Source organism: Nocardia sp. NPDC003183 (genome assembly GCF_053590715.1).
This window is the reverse complement of sequence record NZ_JBSFTG010000001.1, coordinates 740,344-756,185: the sequence shown is the minus strand read 5'-3', so window position 1 is coordinate 756,185 and position 15,842 is coordinate 740,344. Positions and strand designations below refer to the sequence as shown.

At 65.1% G+C, this 15,842-nt stretch carries 19 protein-coding genes and 1 pseudogene; 14 read left to right on the top strand and 6 right to left on the bottom strand.

Annotated features, from left to right (window positions below):
* Window positions 1-9: 9 nt before the first annotated feature.
* The 8 genes from ACWDXS_RS03435 to ACWDXS_RS03400 all read left to right on the top strand — a co-directional run bounded on the left by ACWDXS_RS03435 (window position 10) and on the right by ACWDXS_RS03400 (window position 5,802).
* Complete coding sequence (locus ACWDXS_RS03435; RefSeq protein ID WP_449961518.1) at window positions 10-279, top strand: hypothetical protein; 270 nt, start codon at window positions 10-12, stop codon at window positions 277-279.
* Complete coding sequence (locus ACWDXS_RS03430) at window positions 276-1,106, top strand: Mov34/MPN/PAD-1 family protein (RefSeq protein ID WP_449961515.1); 831 nt, start codon at window positions 276-278, stop codon at window positions 1,104-1,106. Before ACWDXS_RS03435 ends, ACWDXS_RS03430 begins: the two co-directional genes overlap by 4 nt.
* A 207-nt stretch (window positions 1,107-1,313) precedes the next feature.
* A complete protein-coding gene (locus ACWDXS_RS03425) occupies window positions 1,314-2,369 on the top strand; it encodes an SEFIR domain-containing protein (RefSeq protein WP_449961513.1) in 1,056 nt (351 codons plus the stop codon).
* A 202-nt stretch (window positions 2,370-2,571) separates the two neighbouring features.
* A complete protein-coding gene (locus ACWDXS_RS03420; protein ID WP_378653145.1) occupies window positions 2,572-2,799 on the top strand; it encodes a hypothetical protein in 228 nt (75 codons plus the stop codon).
* 17 nt (window positions 2,800-2,816) lie between these two features.
* Window positions 2,817-3,140, top strand: a complete 324-nt coding sequence (locus tag ACWDXS_RS03415) for a hypothetical protein (RefSeq protein ID WP_387448270.1) — start codon at window positions 2,817-2,819, stop codon at window positions 3,138-3,140.
* A 58-nt stretch (window positions 3,141-3,198) separates the two neighbouring features.
* Entirely contained in the window at window positions 3,199-4,032 is an 834-nt protein-coding gene (locus ACWDXS_RS03410; RefSeq protein WP_449961508.1) for a hypothetical protein, read from the top strand.
* 38 nt (window positions 4,033-4,070) lie between these two features.
* A complete protein-coding gene (locus ACWDXS_RS03405) occupies window positions 4,071-5,015 on the top strand; it encodes a S66 peptidase family protein (RefSeq protein ID WP_449961506.1) in 945 nt (314 codons plus the stop codon).
* A gap of 217 nt (window positions 5,016-5,232) precedes the next feature.
* A complete protein-coding gene (locus ACWDXS_RS03400; RefSeq protein WP_449961503.1) occupies window positions 5,233-5,802 on the top strand; it encodes a GNAT family N-acetyltransferase in 570 nt (189 codons plus the stop codon).
* 46 nt (window positions 5,803-5,848) lie between these two features.
* On the opposite strand, the gene ACWDXS_RS03395 is transcribed toward ACWDXS_RS03400, so the two are convergent.
* From ACWDXS_RS03395 to ACWDXS_RS03385, 3 genes are all read right to left on the bottom strand, one after another.
* Window positions 5,849-6,223: a VOC family protein gene (locus tag ACWDXS_RS03395; protein ID WP_387448282.1), complete on the bottom strand. Its 375-nt coding sequence runs from the start codon at window positions 6,221-6,223 to the stop codon at window positions 5,849-5,851.
* Window positions 6,224-6,360: 137 nt separating this feature from the next.
* Window positions 6,361-6,726 carry a VOC family protein gene (locus ACWDXS_RS03390; protein WP_378990351.1) on the bottom strand — a complete coding sequence of 122 codons (366 nt, stop codon included), beginning with the start codon at window positions 6,724-6,726 and terminating at the stop codon, window positions 6,361-6,363.
* A gap of 241 nt (window positions 6,727-6,967) precedes the next feature.
* Window positions 6,968-7,783 carry a TetR/AcrR family transcriptional regulator gene (locus ACWDXS_RS03385; RefSeq protein ID WP_449961499.1) on the bottom strand — a complete coding sequence of 272 codons (816 nt, stop codon included), beginning with the start codon at window positions 7,781-7,783 and terminating at the stop codon, window positions 6,968-6,970.
* Window positions 7,784-7,898: 115 nt separating this feature from the next.
* Between ACWDXS_RS03385 and ACWDXS_RS03380 the strand changes: the two genes are divergently transcribed.
* From ACWDXS_RS03380 to ACWDXS_RS03365, 4 genes are all read left to right on the top strand, one after another.
* Window positions 7,899-9,356, top strand: coding sequence for an MFS transporter (locus tag ACWDXS_RS03380; protein WP_449961496.1), 1,458 nt, complete (start codon window positions 7,899-7,901; stop codon window positions 9,354-9,356).
* Between the two features lie 396 nt (window positions 9,357-9,752).
* Window positions 9,753-10,181, top strand: coding sequence for a DUF7144 family membrane protein (locus ACWDXS_RS03375; RefSeq protein WP_378990354.1), 429 nt, complete (start codon window positions 9,753-9,755; stop codon window positions 10,179-10,181).
* Window positions 10,182-10,246: 65 nt separating this feature from the next.
* Window positions 10,247-11,404 (top strand): carboxylate-amine ligase, encoded by a 1,158-nt coding sequence (locus ACWDXS_RS03370; RefSeq protein WP_449961492.1) that lies wholly within the window; start codon window positions 10,247-10,249, stop codon window positions 11,402-11,404.
* Window positions 11,405-11,440: 36 nt separating this feature from the next.
* On the top strand, window positions 11,441-11,692 hold the full coding sequence (locus ACWDXS_RS03365) for a three-helix bundle dimerization domain-containing protein (protein WP_387448294.1): 252 nt from the start codon (window positions 11,441-11,443) through the stop codon (window positions 11,690-11,692).
* Window positions 11,693-11,721: 29 nt separating this feature from the next.
* Here ACWDXS_RS03365 and ACWDXS_RS03360 read toward each other — a convergent pair whose 3' ends face one another.
* Window positions 11,722-12,543: a class II glutamine amidotransferase gene (locus ACWDXS_RS03360; RefSeq protein ID WP_449961488.1), complete on the bottom strand. Its 822-nt coding sequence runs from the start codon at window positions 12,541-12,543 to the stop codon at window positions 11,722-11,724.
* A 365-nt stretch (window positions 12,544-12,908) separates the two neighbouring features.
* On the opposite strand from ACWDXS_RS03360, the gene ACWDXS_RS03355 reads away from it, so the two are divergent.
* Window positions 12,909-13,625, top strand: a complete 717-nt coding sequence (locus ACWDXS_RS03355; protein ID WP_378990358.1) for a phosphodiesterase — start codon at window positions 12,909-12,911, stop codon at window positions 13,623-13,625.
* Window positions 13,626-13,654: 29 nt separating this feature from the next.
* Here ACWDXS_RS03355 and ACWDXS_RS03350 read toward each other — a convergent pair whose 3' ends face one another.
* Window positions 13,655-13,891, bottom strand: coding sequence for a hypothetical protein (locus tag ACWDXS_RS03350; RefSeq protein WP_379317677.1), 237 nt, complete (start codon window positions 13,889-13,891; stop codon window positions 13,655-13,657).
* Between the two features lie 551 nt (window positions 13,892-14,442).
* On the opposite strand from ACWDXS_RS03350, the gene ACWDXS_RS03345 reads away from it, so the two are divergent.
* Window positions 14,443-15,066, top strand: coding sequence for a carbonic anhydrase (locus ACWDXS_RS03345; RefSeq protein ID WP_378990360.1), 624 nt, complete (start codon window positions 14,443-14,445; stop codon window positions 15,064-15,066).
* A gap of 110 nt (window positions 15,067-15,176) precedes the next feature.
* Here ACWDXS_RS03345 and ACWDXS_RS03340 read toward each other — a convergent pair.
* Window positions 15,177-15,842: pseudogene (locus ACWDXS_RS03340) on the bottom strand (hypothetical protein); the annotation flags it as partial.

Below are 15,842 nucleotides of genomic sequence, written 5' to 3'. Positions count from 1 at the left end.
GAGACGACCGTGTCCGATGCGATGAGTCGACCGAAATCCCTGGAACACATCCCCTTCGACGACACCACGGCGGGGGCGAGTGCCGCTCCGTCCCATCCGTACGGTCTGGTGCTGGACACCGACGGGCGAATTCTGCTGGTGGACAGAACAGAAGAACTCTTCGACCGCCAGTTCTCGCAGGTCACCACCGAGACGTTCGACGCGGCGACCGCGATGGCGCGACATCGACTACCCGTGGACCGCAACAGGTCCCGGCGCGATGTCCACCGGGGCGCGTGAGCGGGGTGTTTCGCCACGTCTCGCTCGTCGACTCCGTCCTCACCTCGATCGACCGGCACGTCGCCGCCCACCCGCCGGAACGTGGCGGCGGACTGCTCGGCCCGTTGGGGCTGCCCGTGATCACGGCGTTCCTTCCGGACCCGGACGCGATCTCGACCGCGACGACCTTCCGCATCTCGCCCGCGTTCCGGCGGGCACTCAACCGAATAGAAGAAACCGAGCCCGACCTCGAACTCAAGGGAATCGTGCACTCGCACGCCAAGGGCGCGGAACATCCCTCGGTCGACGACCTGGCGGCCTTCACCGATTGCCTCCGCCTGACCCCCTGGCTCGGAAGGTACGTCACTCCGATTGTCACGCACCAGAATCAGCGCACGAGCGACCACCAGGTGCTGCTGCCCAACGGCCTCCTGTCGGTCTTCGTCTCGGTGCCGACCCCGCTGGGGACGGTCGAGGTCCGTCCCGCCCGAGTTCAGATCCTGCCGGTCGGTCGCGACTGCACCAGTCTCGCGACAGCACTCGGCACCTCGGCCTCCACACCGAGGACTGTCGATGTCGAGGGAGTCGTCCATGTCACGGTGGTGATGCGCACGGCGGGACTGGAGTTGACGCTGCTGTTCCCGCTGCTGTATCCGACACAGGCGCCGATTGTGCTAGCCGAGCGCACCGACGAATTCGACAGTGGCAGGTCGACATTGCTGGATCGCTTCGGTATCGACCACCGACACCACCGCATACTCCCGCTGCCCCTCACCTGGGACCTGACCGTTCCGGCGGAATCCCGGTTGGCGCGGGCGCTACACGCCGCGCCGGATCCGGTGTGGTGAATTCCTGTCGCGATGCGGCCCGGAACACGGTCCCGGTCGCCTACCATTCTGGGCCGTCACCGGTTTCGGACGGGTGGAGATCGTGGTGTCTGTGAATCGTATTCCGCTCGGGCAGAACGTATTCGGGACGTCTATCAGAAGGGAAGAAATGAAGAACAGGACAACGATGGCACCGGCACGGGCTGCTGAGCAGCCTACCGCGCTCCAGTGAGTACCGAGCAGGACGCGACCACCCCGGCGGCTTCCGACAGCGTGGCTCCCCGGGTGTTCGTCTCCTATTCGCACGACTCACCCCAGCACAAGGAACTGGTGCGCGAGTTCAGCACATTCCTGCGCAGCGAGGCGGGCGTCGACGTCCGGCTCGACGCCTGGGACGACTACGAGCGCCGCGACTGGTCGCTGTGGGCCATCGAGCAACTGACCAACGCGGACTTCGTCCTCGTCATCGCCTCCCCCGCCTACAAACGTCGCGCGGACGGCACTGCCGCCGCGGACGAGGGTCGAGGCGCGCAGTTCGAGGCGGCGATCATCCGCAACGGCCTCACCAGAGATCTGCGCGGGGAAACCCGACGGATCCTGCCGGTCATTCTCCCGGGCCGCTCGGTCGACGATGTCCCGGTGTTCCTGGCCGCCCATTCCACCACCCACTACGAGATCAGCGAATTCACCACCGAGGGCATCAACGATCTGCTCGCGGCGTTCAGCGGAGTCACCGAACACCCTGCCCCGCGTCGCGGCACATGGGTCGGCCCGCAGTGGGGTAGTCGCCGCACCGAACCGCAGGGTGCCGACGCACCGCGTAAACGCAAGGCACAGCTGCTGACCGACGCTTTCGACCCGATCACGCGAGGCCCGGATCTGCAGATCACCGGAGCCGATCTCAACGGAATCCACTACGGCAACAGCATTGTTCACCGCTGCGCGAACTTCTGTGGCGACCCACGCAGCCCGATCGAGTACAACCTGCGCCGGTCGTTTCGGGAGTTCGAAACCGTGGTCGGCGTCCTCGACGACGCCGTGGACGCGCGGCAGATCGGCTACTTCCAGGTCTTCCTCGACGGCGAGGCGCAGAAACAGGTCGAGGTGGCCCATGGTGAACCGGCGCGGATTCGCTACGACGTGAGCGATGTCCTGCGGTTGCGCCTGGTCGCCTATCGGCCTGACACGGTCGCCAATCCGATGCTGGCAGGCTTGGGTGCCGCTGTCGGGCGCCCCAGCAAACTACCGGCTCTGGCCTGGGGAAACCCCACGCTGTTCGCCTGAGGCCGACCTCTCCTTTTCCAGTGGCGTTCAGCGTTTTTCAGCGTTTCCACGCCACGCGCCGGAACGCCGCCGCGGCCGTGCATCCTCGATTCGGCAACGCCCAAGGCGTCGTCACGAGAAGGCCCGCCGATTCGGGCGCCGGGCGGGGTGCGCTCGAATCGGCGCACCTCCGCCCATCGGAAAACGGATAAGAGGATATCGAATGCGATTTGTCAACGCATTGTTCGTAGCGGTTTTCGGAATCATGCTCTGTGTAGCCGGATTCAATTTCTACGGTTCCGGCGCGATCGTGCTGATCGCCCTGGGTCTGCTATCGGTCGGGTACGGCGGATATATCGCGTTCTCGCGTGGCAGCTATTTCATGACGGATTGGTTCTACGCGCTCCCCATCGTCGGTGGGCTCGTCCTCTTCGCCGGCCTCAATCGTTGACAGGGAGCGGACCACACATGACATTCCGACGCATTCTTCCGGTGACCGCAGGCATCCTCTCGGCTCTGACACTCGTCTCGTGCGGGCAGGACCCCAAGGATGTGACCTGTTCGGAGTTCGCCGCGATGAGCTACGAGGACCAGAACGACACCCTCGACGACCTTCTGGCCGACCATGATCTGCAGACTCTGTCCACCGCCAACACCATCGGTGTGCGCAGAGAAGTGGATTCCTACTGCGGCACCTTCGGATTCAGCAAGGACACCGGCGGCAAGGCAGGCCGCAACGGCGCGGAGTCGATCGACGACGCCGTCGACTGGGACTCCGGAACATGGGGCTGAACCCGCCGGCCGCGGACCACCGCGGCCGGATCCGCATTTCGGGAAAGGTGAATACGCAATGACCGTGGAAATTGCCGTCGCCATGTTGATCGCTTGGGCGGTCGGCAAGGCCAACCGGGTCGGGAAACCCATCAATGGACTCACCGACGAAGCGCTGGACCTCGCGGTGAATCGAGTACGCAACGCGGTGGTTGCCAAACTCGGTGGCGACCCGGCCGTCCAGCAGCTGCTGAACGAGGCCCGCGCGACCCGTGGTGCGGTGTCCTCGGCCACGCAGGTCGCCGCCGAACGGTCCCTTTCGGTAGCGGTCGCCGGCGACAGCGGCTTCAGTGCCGAACTCGACCGGCTGACCGCACCGCCGACTCCGCCACCTGCCCCGGCCGGTTCCGGGTCGCGGTACAACAACTCCGGCACTTTCGCCGGTGTGATGGGCGATATCAGCGCCACCGGCCCGGTCACTGTGAAGAGCAAGATCGTGCATCAGGCCAAGCGCCACCCGGTCCTCGCGACGTTCGTCGTCGTCGGTGCGGTTGCGCTGCTCGGCTTCTCCGCCGACCGGTTGATGAGCGATCCGAGCTCCGGTCCACAGCCGGGTGGTGGCGCAGAGGCCATGGCAGGCACGTGGACAGCATCCGACGGTACCGGAACAAAAACCTTCGGTTCCGACGGTGGCCGATGCGACGGATTCTTCTACAACAACGGCGAACCGCTCGACATCGGCGGACCGATGACATGCTCGATCTCCAGCAAACCCGATGCGGACGGCCGGTACACGCTGATAGTGACGCAGAGCCCCAATCGAGCGAAATACCGCGTCGAGTTCACAGATGCCGAGCACGCCTCCGTTTTCGATTCGTCCGGGACCGAACTCTACGGCCTCGAGCGTTTCTGACCGGAAGGAACGGACCGCGGCGCTACAGTCGCTGGCCTATGAGCCGATCGCACGAACTCGCCGTACGGTCGTGGCCGCGTCTTCGTTCGGGTGACACCGTTCGCCTGGTCTCACCGGCCAGTTTCCCCGACGAAGCTTCCTCGATCCTGCAACTGACCCAGACCCTGCAGGATCGAGGTCTTCGGGTCGAAGTCGGAGACCACGCGTTGGACCAGCACGGTTATATGGCAGGGCGAGACGCCGACCGACTCGCAGACCTCAACACCGCCTACACCGATCCCGATGTTCGAGCGATCATCACAACGCGAGGCGGGGCAGGCGCCTACCGTCTCCTCGACGGACTCGACTACGACGCTATCCGCGCCGACCCGAAACCCCTTGTCGGATTCAGCGACATCACCTACCTACATCTGGCGATCTGGCAGAACTGCCGCGTCCCAGGCGTCCATGGCTGCCTCGCAGGCCGCCGATCGACCGAAACCGTTCACCATCTATTGACCAGCCCGCGACCATACGTGCTCGAGCGCAACTCGAAACTGATGTCGGTCGCGGTCGAATCAGCCGGGCGCGCGCAGGGATTCGCGATGGGAGGTTCGCTGGCGGCCATGGCAGGCATGGTCGGTGCAGGCCTGCCCGACCTCACCGACTCCATAGTCCTCATCGAAGCCCAACGCCAAATCGGGCTCGGACAGATCGACCGCCAACTCACCCAGCTGATCCGATCCGGAGCCTTCGACGGTATCCGAGCGTTCGCCCTGGGAAGGTTCCACGGGTTCGAGGACTACACCGACCGCGGCTGGAACCTCATCGACGTCCTGCGCGACCGCCTTGTCCCCCTCGGCAAACCGATCCTCGGAGGCCTGGAATTCGGTCACGGACCAGATCCGCACGCGATACCTCTCGGTACTTTCGCCGAACTCGACACCGACAGTGGAACACTCACGCTCAACCCACCTGGCCGCTCGGCACTTGCCAGCCGCTGACTGCTACACCCGCCGAGCAAACTGATGGTTCGCGGAAGGCGCGACAGAGGACAGGTCGCTGGGCTGTTCCGCCGCACGGTGTCGGCCTCGTGTCATACAGAAGTTCCGAAGTCGGATTCGCGACATCGAGGCCGCCATTGTTACACCGGCAGAACTGATTCAGCCTGGCTGGTTCCAACAGCCCATCTTCGCCGGACTCGACGGGGACAATGCTGGAATGCCCGAGTTGATGTCGGCAGTGGTCGATCCCGCTGCGTTCGCCACCGATCAGCCCACGCTCACCGCGGCCGATGGGCTGACGCTGCGGCCTTGGACCGTCGCCGATGCGCCCACCGTCTACGCGGCATTCCAAGACCCCGCGATCCGGCAGTGGCATGTTCGGACGGCCGAGTCCATCGAGCAGGTTCGCCAATGGATTCACCAATGGCGCTCGGCTTGGTCCAGCGGCAACGGTCAATGGGCCGTCACCAGCAACGGAGAGGTCGCCGGACGCATCGGATTGCGGCAGTCGGACCTCACCGAGAGCGTCACCGAACTCGCCTACTGGACCCTGCCCGCCCGGCGCGGGCACCACATCGCGCCTCGCGCCGCAAACATGCTGACCCGTTGGGCTTTTCACGACGTCGGATTCGACCGGATCGAGCTCACCCACTCGGTCCACAATCTGCCATCGTGCCGGGTCGCAGCCAAATGCGGATTCCCCTTCGAGGGCACGCTGCGTGGCGCCGGCCGCCACAGTGACGGCCGCCACGACATGCACCTGCACGCCCGACTCCGCACCGACTGATACCCGGCCTGATCAGCGAGAACACGGGCGGGACAAGCTGATGTGCCTAGTCAGGATTGGGCGGCATCGTGAGGCAGAACGGATGTCCCGCCGGGTCGAGCAGAACGCGCCAGCGATCCGGTGCGGGCTGGAACTGTGCCTTTACCGCACCGCAGCCGATCGCCGCAGCCTCGGAGACATCGAGATCAGTCACGAACAGATCCAGGTGCATCTGCTTGGGTACCCGATTGCCGGGCCACTCCGGCGGTATGTGGTCCGCCACTCGTTCGATCGTCAGCGTCACCCCCGATCCGCGCAGCACCACCAAATCGTCGGACTCGTAACGGATTTCGAAATCCAGCAACGCCCGGTAGAACTGGGCGAGGTGTCGGGCGTCCCGGCTGTCGAGGGCGATCGCACCGAACCTGGCTATCGCGGTCATGGCTCTCCCTACCTGTGACCCCAGCCTGACGCGGGAGTCGACGTCCTGCCATCGATACCATCGTTTGCCGTTCATAGCTCTACGGTGCGGACATTCGAAGAGAGGCGTCAGTCGCCGGGAGCGGCGGTCTCAGCTACTCAGTCGAGACAGAACTCGTTGCCCTCGACGTCCTGCATCACCAGACACGATTCATTGACGCCATCGGCACGCAGTAGTCGCAGGCGTACCGCGCCGAGCGGGATCAGCCGTGCGCATTCGGCTTCGAGTGCGGCGACGCGCTCCTCACCCACGAGCCCGGTGCCGACCCGCACGTCGATGTGAAGTCTGTTCTTCACGACCTTCCCCTCGGGCACGCGCTGGAAATACAGGCGCGGGCCCACACCTGAGGGATCGACGCACGCCGAGCCCCTGTGCTCGTACCCCAGCACCTCGGACCAGAAACGAGCAACACGCTCAGGCTCCGCGCAGTCGAAGGTGACCTGGATCTGTTTTACCGACACCATCGATCCACCATAGAGAGCAAGTCTCGAGTCGTCTCCACTTCGGATCGCCACGCACACAACACGGTTTGGGCTGACAACGCCGAGAAGTCGGGCCTGGCGGCCGGCAATGTGCGTGAGACTCGGATACACCATCGGAGAGCAACCAGCACAGAGTGCCTCCAGGACAGCCACCATGACAACTCAAGTTGTCATCCAGGGAGGACTGAACCTACCTCGCCGAAGTCGCGCCGAAGTGACAACTTTAGTTGTCAACGGCCGGGGCGGTCGGCCACCGCTTGCGGGCCGCCTGTCGACTGATCCCGACCAGCCGACCCACCTCACCGTAGGACGCGCCTGCGGCAAGCGCCATCCTGGCGCACTCGTCGACCCGTTCAGCAGCGGCCCGGCGCGTGGCATCCGCTTCGGCCAGCGCCGCCAATGCCGTGCACGGCTCTTTCGGCTCCGGCGGCACACCATCCATCACCAGTGGGCGCAGGCACGGTCCGACCAACTCGACCAACCGCTCCGCCGGTGCATCGGACACCCCGGGAATGTGCACCATGTAACGCGCGACCAGCACGCCGAGCACCAGCGTGCCGATCAGCGCGGACCGCCGATCAGCATCCGGGCCGACCAGCACGCGCGTCCACGGACTCGTCTCCGGATTCACGATCGCGCAGCGCACGGCGTGGGCCGCCTCCGGATGGGTGAGCATCGACCTCAGTACCGGCATCGTTCGGTCGTCCTTGCGGTCCACATCCGCCAAGGCGTGCCGAAGCAGGCGTTCACCGAGTTCCTCCGGCGGGCCTTCCAACGCGTCGTCGAGGGTGATCGGAATGCCCGAGACCGCATCGAACAGCGCGTTCTTGGCGCCGAAATGCTGCATCACCAGCGCCGGATCGACGTCGGCGCGCTGCGCGACGGCCCGAATCGTGGTCTCGAGGTAACCACGCTCGGCGAAGAGCTCGCGCGCCGCGTCCAGGATCACCTGCCGGGTCTGACTGCGCCGCTCGGCCCGGCTGACGGGCGCGGTCGCCGCGTCGAGTTCCTGCCCTGTCATCGCAACCTCGCTCAACATCTGTAGACGAAATAGGCGGCCGTGCCTATGCTGATCTCAGCCTACAAGCGTAGAGCAGACGCGCAGTGCCGCGCAGCAGCTCGACCTCTCCCCCGAATTCTTCGAACGGATGTCGATGACCAGCCGAGATACCCAGCCCGCCACCCGAGCTCACGACGAGACCACGCAGACCGCGGGCAGGCGCAACCGCCGCCTGTCGTTCGTGTTGGGCATTATCGTGACCTGCCAGCTCATGGTCGCGGTCGACAGCAATGTCGTCAATATCGCCCTGCCCGAAATCCGGTCCGGACTCGACATGTCCGGACCGGCACTCGCCTGGGTGTTCAGTGCCTACTCACTGGCCTACGGTGGCCTGCTGCTTCTGGGCGGCCGGGCCGGCGACCTTCTCGGCAGGCGCCGGATGTTCATCTGGGGACTCGGCCTTGTCGTCGCCGCCTCGATTCTCGGCGGCGTCGCACCCGACGAGAGCTTGCTGATCGCCGCGCGTGCACTGCAAGGCGTCGGCTTCGCCTTCGCGAGCCCCGCCGCCCTGTCGATGATCGCCGCCACGTTCGCCGATGGGCCCGAGCGCACGCGTGCGCTCGGGGTGTTCTCCATGGTCACCGGATTCGGTATCACGCTCGGCCTGATCCTCGGCGGCATCCTCACCACCCTGAGTTGGCGTCTGGTGTTCTTCATCAATGTGCCGATCGGCGTGCTCACCATCGTTCTCGCGCTGCGCTACCTGACCGAAACCGAGCGCCACACAGGCACATTCGATCTCCTCGGGGCGATCTTGTCCACGCTCGGCATGGTCGGCGTCGTCTACGGGCTGACTCGCGGGTCCGAGGGCTGGGCCGCGCCGGCCACCGTGATACCGACCGTTGTCGGCATCGTGCTCATCGCGGCATTCGTCTGCGTCGAACGGCGCGCCGATCACCCGATCATGCCGTTGCGCCTGCTCGCCGATCCGGTTCGGGCCGGCGCCTACCTCACATTCATCCTGCTGATGGCCGCCATGGCGGGCACCTACATCCTGCTCTCGCTCTACATTCAGGAAGCACTCGGTTTCAGCCCGCTGATCGCCGGAATCGCCTTCCTCCCCCTGGCTTCGGTCCAGTTCGCCATGGCGAAGTCGGCGCCGAGACTGATCGCCCGATTCGGCCGCAAACAGGTATTGCTCACCGGGGTGGTCCTGATGATGCTGGAGGCGATCTGGCTGACCACCACCCATGCGTCGACCAACTACTTCACCGGCGTTCTCGGCCCCTTCATCCTGCTCGGCGCCGGTCTGAGCCTGGCCTTCGTCACGTTGAACATGACCGTGCTCGGCGGACTCGAGCCTCGCGACATGGGCGCCGCGTCCGGGCTGCTCCAAGCGACCCAGCAGCTCGGACTTTCATTGGGCGTGGCCATTCTGACCACCATCTATCAGTCCTCCCGCGCCGAGCGGGCCCAGGAGAACACCGGAACCAAGGACATCCTCGCGCACGGCATGGCCAGCGCGGTGATCGCTGCCGTGATCTTCACGGCAGCGGCCCTGCTGATCAGCCTGTTCATCGTCAAGGTACCCAAGCCGGCGGGTGCGGTCTGACGTCCGTTCGGCCCCTGCTGGCATGGTTCGACAGCGACCGTACGAAGTGCTTGCTCCCCGCGCCTGACCCGCGACCGCAATTATTGCGAGTGAATGCCGATTGCCGCATCTCGTCCAGCCGCATCTTGTTAAGAGGAATCCACTCCGGTAAACTCTGAGCAACCCACGGAATGCGGATACTGCACTCCCGCAGACAATTTCGCTGGGCATGCGATCCTCGATGATGCACCGCGACACCGAGCAGAACGTCGCGCACCAATAGCCCCCCTCACCGCGATGATAGCCACCACGCGTGGTCCACGGACAGACGATTCGAAAAGTAGAAGTTTCCGACAGGACCTGCTTCCATTCAACGGCGTCGGGTGGGCGGTCCTCAGTATCACCGAGGAGTCGATCATGACCGGCAACCCGTCACCGGTATACAACGTCCCAGAGGAAGAGCCCTTCCAGCGCGAGGCGGTCGCCGAGGGGATATCCATCGCCGCCGCGTTCATGCTTGTCATTTTGGCGGCGGTCTCCATTCTGCAGGGCATCTCCGCGATCGCGGACGACAAGTTGTATGTCGCCGGAATCGAATACGTCTACGAGTTCGACACCACGACGTGGGGCTGGATTCATGTCGTGCTGGGCGCCCTCGCTTTGATCTGTGGCGTCGGCCTCGCGATCGGATCGACGTGGGGCCGGTACGGCGCGATGGGAATCGCCGCACTGGTCATCGTCGCGAACTTCATGTCCCTGCCGTACTACCCGGCATGGTCCATCGTGATCATCGCGCTGAGCGTCGTGATCATCTGGGCTGTCTCCACCTGGCGACCCGAACGCTGAGTCCTCGTCGGATCTCTCCCCGATAGCTCGTCTACCGGTGGGCGCGACGCCGACCAGGAGGAACGATGGCGTCCCTGTCGATCGACCGACGCGATCGGTCACACCGCAACGATCTGCGTGCGTTCACCGTCGGCGTCGAGGAAGAGTTCGTGCTGATCGACCCCGCCACCGGGCGCCCTTGCCTGACCAACACCACCGTCGCGGCAGCCGGAACCGACAGCGCATTGCAGCTGGAACTCTCGCAGTGCCAGATCGAAACCTGCACCCCCGTCTGCGCGAGCATCGCGGCGGTGCACCGCGAGGTTCGACGAGCCAGAGTCACCATCGTTGACGCCGCGGCTCGCTCGGGCTCGCTTCCGCTGGCGGTGGGGGTACCGATCTGGGGGCCGCCCGCAGGTTCCATCACCGACACGCCGAGATACCAGCGCATAGCCGAACACTTCGAGGCACTGGCCGACCAGGTGACCTGCGGTTGCCATGTCCATGTCTGTGTCCCCGAGCGCGACCTCGCGGTGCAGGTCAGCAATCACCTGCGTCGTTGGCTGCCCGCGCTGTTGGCGTTGACAGCGAATTCCCCGATCGCCGAGGGCATCGATACGGGGCACGCCAGTTGGCGCCACACGGTGTGGGCGCGGTGGCCCAGTTCGGGCCCACCACCGTATTTCCGCTCGGCAGCGCACTACGACGACATCGTCGCGGGACTCGCCGAAGACGGACAGATTCTCGACCCGGCGATGGTCTATTGGGATGTGCGATTGTCGGCTCACCTGCCGACGATCGAGATCCGGATCAGCGACGTGCCCGCGACCGTCGTGGAAACGACACTGTTGGCGAGTCTGGTGCGGGCCCTGGTCATCACCTCGGTCGCCGCCATCGGCCGTGGGCACCTCGCCGATCCGATCACCCGGACGCACCTGCGCTCAGCATGCCGCTACGCCGCCCGCAACGGGATCTCCAGCACTCGATTCCCCACGACCATCGCGGGTCGGCGGGATAGCCGCCACGCCCTGGCCCAATTGCTCTGCCATGTCCGTTCCGCCCTGGAGGAATCCGGTGACTACGAATTCACCCGCGACGCGCTGGCGGCAGTGCTCACCAGCGGTAACGGTGCCGTCCGGCAACGCAGTGCACTACGGGAAGGCGGCCCGGCGAACGTCTTCGCTGTGCTCGCACGACTGACCGTCGAAGGGTGCGAAATCGGCAATTCCCAGCGGAGCAGATGACAACGACCAGCGAGTTATGAGCGAGCAGGCGGGTGGATGATGCGCGACGACAATGAAGCTGTACAGATCGATCAGGTGATCGAACGCTTGATCGCCCGTTTTCCGGCAGAGCCACCGGCGGGGATAGAGCTCCTGGTTCGCCGTATTCACGAGCGCTTCGCCGACGCCCGTGTCCGCGATTTCGTTCCGCTGCTGGTCGAGAAGGCCGCTGCGCAAACTGTCGGCGCCTACCCGATCGAGGTCACCGGCGAGGACCCGCACAGCGCCGAGGCGATGGCTACGATCTAGCGAGGTTTCACGGATCTCGATCCGCCGACTCAGACCGGTGAAACGGGCTCGAACCCCAGGAGTTCATCCGCCCCGGCCCGCACGATTCCGGCACACGATTCGGGAACTTCGCTCCACGCGCCGGGAAGGTCGCGCAACGGTTCGGAAACCACGAAACGGGTGTGGTCGCCGAGGCGGTGCAGCACTTCCACCTCGGGGTACAGCGCGCGCAGCTGAGCGATCCTCGTCGAGAAGAACAGCGATCTCGACTGACGTTCACTGGAGTAGCGGAAAACCCACAGCGACTGTCCATCGGTCGTCGCTACCGTCATCTGGACCGGATTCTCCACCTGGTGCGCACGGCCTACGTCTTCGACGAATCCGACCGCGCGGGCGACCGCGCCGAGTGGATCTTCGGTGAGACCGAAGGTCAACGCCAGATAGAACAGGGTTTCCGAATCCGTCGATCCTTCGAGGTCGGGAAACAATGCCGGATCGATCGCGGTGACCAGGTCGCGCCGGACCTCGCGAAAGCCACGCAGTGCTCCGTTGTGCATCCACAGCCACCGACCGTGCCGAAACGGATGGCAGTTACTGCGCTGTACCGGCGTCCCGGTCGACGCGCGGATATGGGCGAACAACAACGGCGTGCGGATCTGACCGGAGACCTCACGCAGATTTCGGTCGTTCCACGCCGGTTCGATACTCTTGAACACCGCGGGTTCTGCACCCTTCCCATACCAGCCGATGCCGAAACCGTCACCATTGGTCGTCGTGGCTCCGAGTCGGGAATGCAAACTCTGGTCGATCAACGAGTGCCGCGGCGTGAACAACAATTCTTCCGCGAGAATCGGCTCCCCCGCGTACGCCATCCATCTGCACATATATCTATTCAAGCAGACTGAATCGCCGATGTTAAGGAGTCGACAATGCCAACAGTTTCGATTTCACCGCAATGAATTTCGTTTCCGCCGGTGCCCCGATTGTGGCGGCCGGCGATACCTGAGCTATCGCTGACGTTCGAGGCTGGAGCTCGAAACAAGCGCGGCGGTGACGACACTCTTCTCTGCGGATCGGCGACTTCCGATCGCCGAACAGCGATTGGGCTCCGTCGCCGGGGGTAGGCGCACCCTATGGACCACGCCGTCAACGCGGACGGCTGACTGAGCATCATCGCCCGCGGCTGCCTGCCGGCGCCCCGGGCGACGACCACCACCGTGACAGGAGACCAGCGCCGATGATCGATATGCACCGTGTCGCCGAACTGCCGAACACCGTTGTCCGCACCACCTTTCAGACCGGGGCCCGGTTGCGGCATGCACGGGTGTTCCACCCGCGCGGCGTCCGCCTCGCGGGCCGATTCCGTGCCACCAGCGCCTACGAGCCCTGGTTCGGACCCGGCGACCGAGCGGTCATCGCCCGGCAGTCGAAAGGCATCGGCAGCCCCGGCGGCGTGCCCGACGTACTCGGGCTGGCTTTCCGGGTACTCGATCGCGACGAACGGCCCTGGGACTTCGCGCTGGCGACCACCGGGCGCAGTGCGATGGGCCGGTTCGTCATCACCCCCGCTCGTACCTGGGCATCGGCCCGTTTCGGCACGCTGCTGCCCTACCGATTCGCCGACGCCCCACCGGTCTGGCTTTTCGCCGAACCGCTCGACACCGACGACCTGCCGAATACCGCGTCCCTGCGTGCCCTCGACGATCACCTCGACGACCGGGTGATCCGGTTCTCGATCACCGCCGATGGCATCGGCCGCCCACCCGAAACCGTCGGCGAACTCGACCTACGGCGAGCCGAGCCGGGCGAATACCGCACCGACTTCTTCGATCCGATCCTCAACCATCCTGCCGACGTCACATTGATGCCGCGAGTGGTGAACTGGCTGCGCGAAAACGCCTACACCGGAAGCCGCCGCGGCCGCACCGACGACGGCGCCCAGCCCGCGATCTGATCGGCGAGTTGGTCAGAGCCCCGGTCACGTCAGCTCGGACGTGAATAGAAGTGGATTGTGGCGAACCGAGAGTCCCGAACGATCGTCACCTGGGGGTAGTCGGCTCTGATGTCGCCATAGGGCGAGCTGGCGAACAATTCGATCGCGTTCGCGCAATCGAAGTTCCAGTCTGTGCGTTCGGTCGTCGGCTCGAATCCCAGCCGCTTGGTCAGCTCGGCGCAGGTAATCTTCTGCAGCGGTTGGGTATACGTCGAATCGGTGTACATCGCCCGATAGTCAGGGAAGTGTTCCGCTGGTGCGACATAGCTGCCTGCGTAGCCGCACATACCCGCCAATGGCGGGCACCCGAACCGCCGCATGCTGACCAACTCGAACGAGTCGGGTATCCAGACACTCCGCCGTTCCATGACCCGTCGCGCCTCCTCGGCGGACAGATCCTTGTCCAGTTTCGGCATGACAACGGAGGCGGCACACCCCCACAAGAGCGCTCCACACGTCACGAGCGTGAGGACGGACCAGAACCACCGCACATTCGGGCTTTTCGACACGACCTTCTCGCTTGTCAGTGGGCACGTAGCCGGTTCGAGGCGGAAAGTACTCGAAGGTGCCCTGGGCGCCGATCGCGACCAGCATACGTCGCTGCGGGGTCGGGCCGGCCGCTCGCAATGGCCTTGCCGGGGTGCGGTGGAGCGCGTTCGTCGATCCGTCCTCTACTCGGTCGCAAACCGGGGTCCGCCGGGTGAGCGGTCCGCGACCGACAGCCAAGGAGCCGACCACCCCGCGGGTCGCGATCCAAGCGCATGTTAGAACTGGACATATGCCGCATACGAGTCCTGTTGCCGCCTGGAAGACCCTCCGCGAGGGAAACGATCGCTTCGTCGAAGGACGACTGCAGCATCCCAACCAAGGCGCAGCGAACCGAACCGAACTCACCACCGGGCAGCATCCGTCCGCGATCCTGTTCGGGTGCGGCGACTCCCGAGTCGCCGCCGAGATCATCTTCGACCGCGGCCTCGGCGACATGTTCGTCGTGCGCACAGCCGGCCACGTCGTCGACGGCTCCGTGCTCGGATCGATCGAATACGGTGTCGCGGTCCTGGATGTGCCATTGATCGTCGTCCTGGGGCACGACAGCTGTGGTGCGGTCCGCGCCACGATCGACGCCCTCGATTCCGGCGCCGTGCCCGGCGGATTCATTCGAAGCGTCGTCGAACGGGTCACCCCGTCGATCCTGCTGGGCCGCCGCGAAGGACTGAGCTCCGTCGACGAACTCGAAGCACGGCACGTGGAGGAGACCGGCCTGTTGCTGACGCAACGGTCGAGCACGATCGCCGAGAAGATCCAGGCCGGAAAACTCGCCATCGCGTGTGTCACCTACAACCTGTCCGAGGGCAGGGTCCAACTGAACCGGGTGATCGGCAACATCGGCGAACTCGAGTAACCGCAGCGGTCCGCATCGGATCCGGTACGGCGGCAACGCCTCTCAGTCCAGATCAGCCGCCGCTCGCGACCGAGTCAGCCGATTAAGCGGGCCGAAGGCGATGCCCACGATCACGCTCGCGGTCCGAAGAACTCGGCTCGGGCGGCCGCGATACGTGCCTGCGCCTGGGCGGCGCCTTGAAAACTGACCACGGCCGATCCGCCGCCGGCGAGCCCCAAAGCGATGAGGCCACCGATCACCGAGAGAAGATTCGGCTCGGGGAGGATCCCCGTGTCGCTGGTGGGTCGGACCTCGTGGGCGGGAACCGCCGCACCGCCGCCGGGTGTGGGCACGGCGGGTGGATCCCCTGCTCCGGCGGGGGCCGGTGACCGGGGTGACTCTCCGGCGCCATTGGGAGCTGATCCGGTCGGCGGTGCGGCGCCGCCACCGCCCGGCGAGTCGCTGCCCGGTGCACCACCGGGTTCGGCGGTGTCGGGCTGGGCACTCTCGGACTCGGTGGTTGCACGGGGCGCCGGGGCTTCGGGAGCTGATTTCGGGACAAGCGCCTGCGGTTCGGGTGCATTGCCGGGGTTCGGGTTGCTGCCCTGGTTTCCGCCACCATTTCCCTGATTGCCGTTACCGCTGCCGGGATTCTGATTCCCGTTGTTGCCCTGGTTACCGCCACCATTTCCCTGGTTACCGTTACCGCTGCCGGGATTCTGATTCCCGTTGTTGCCCTGGTTACCGCCACCATTTCCCTGGTTACCGTTACCGCTGCCGGGATTCTGATTCCCGTT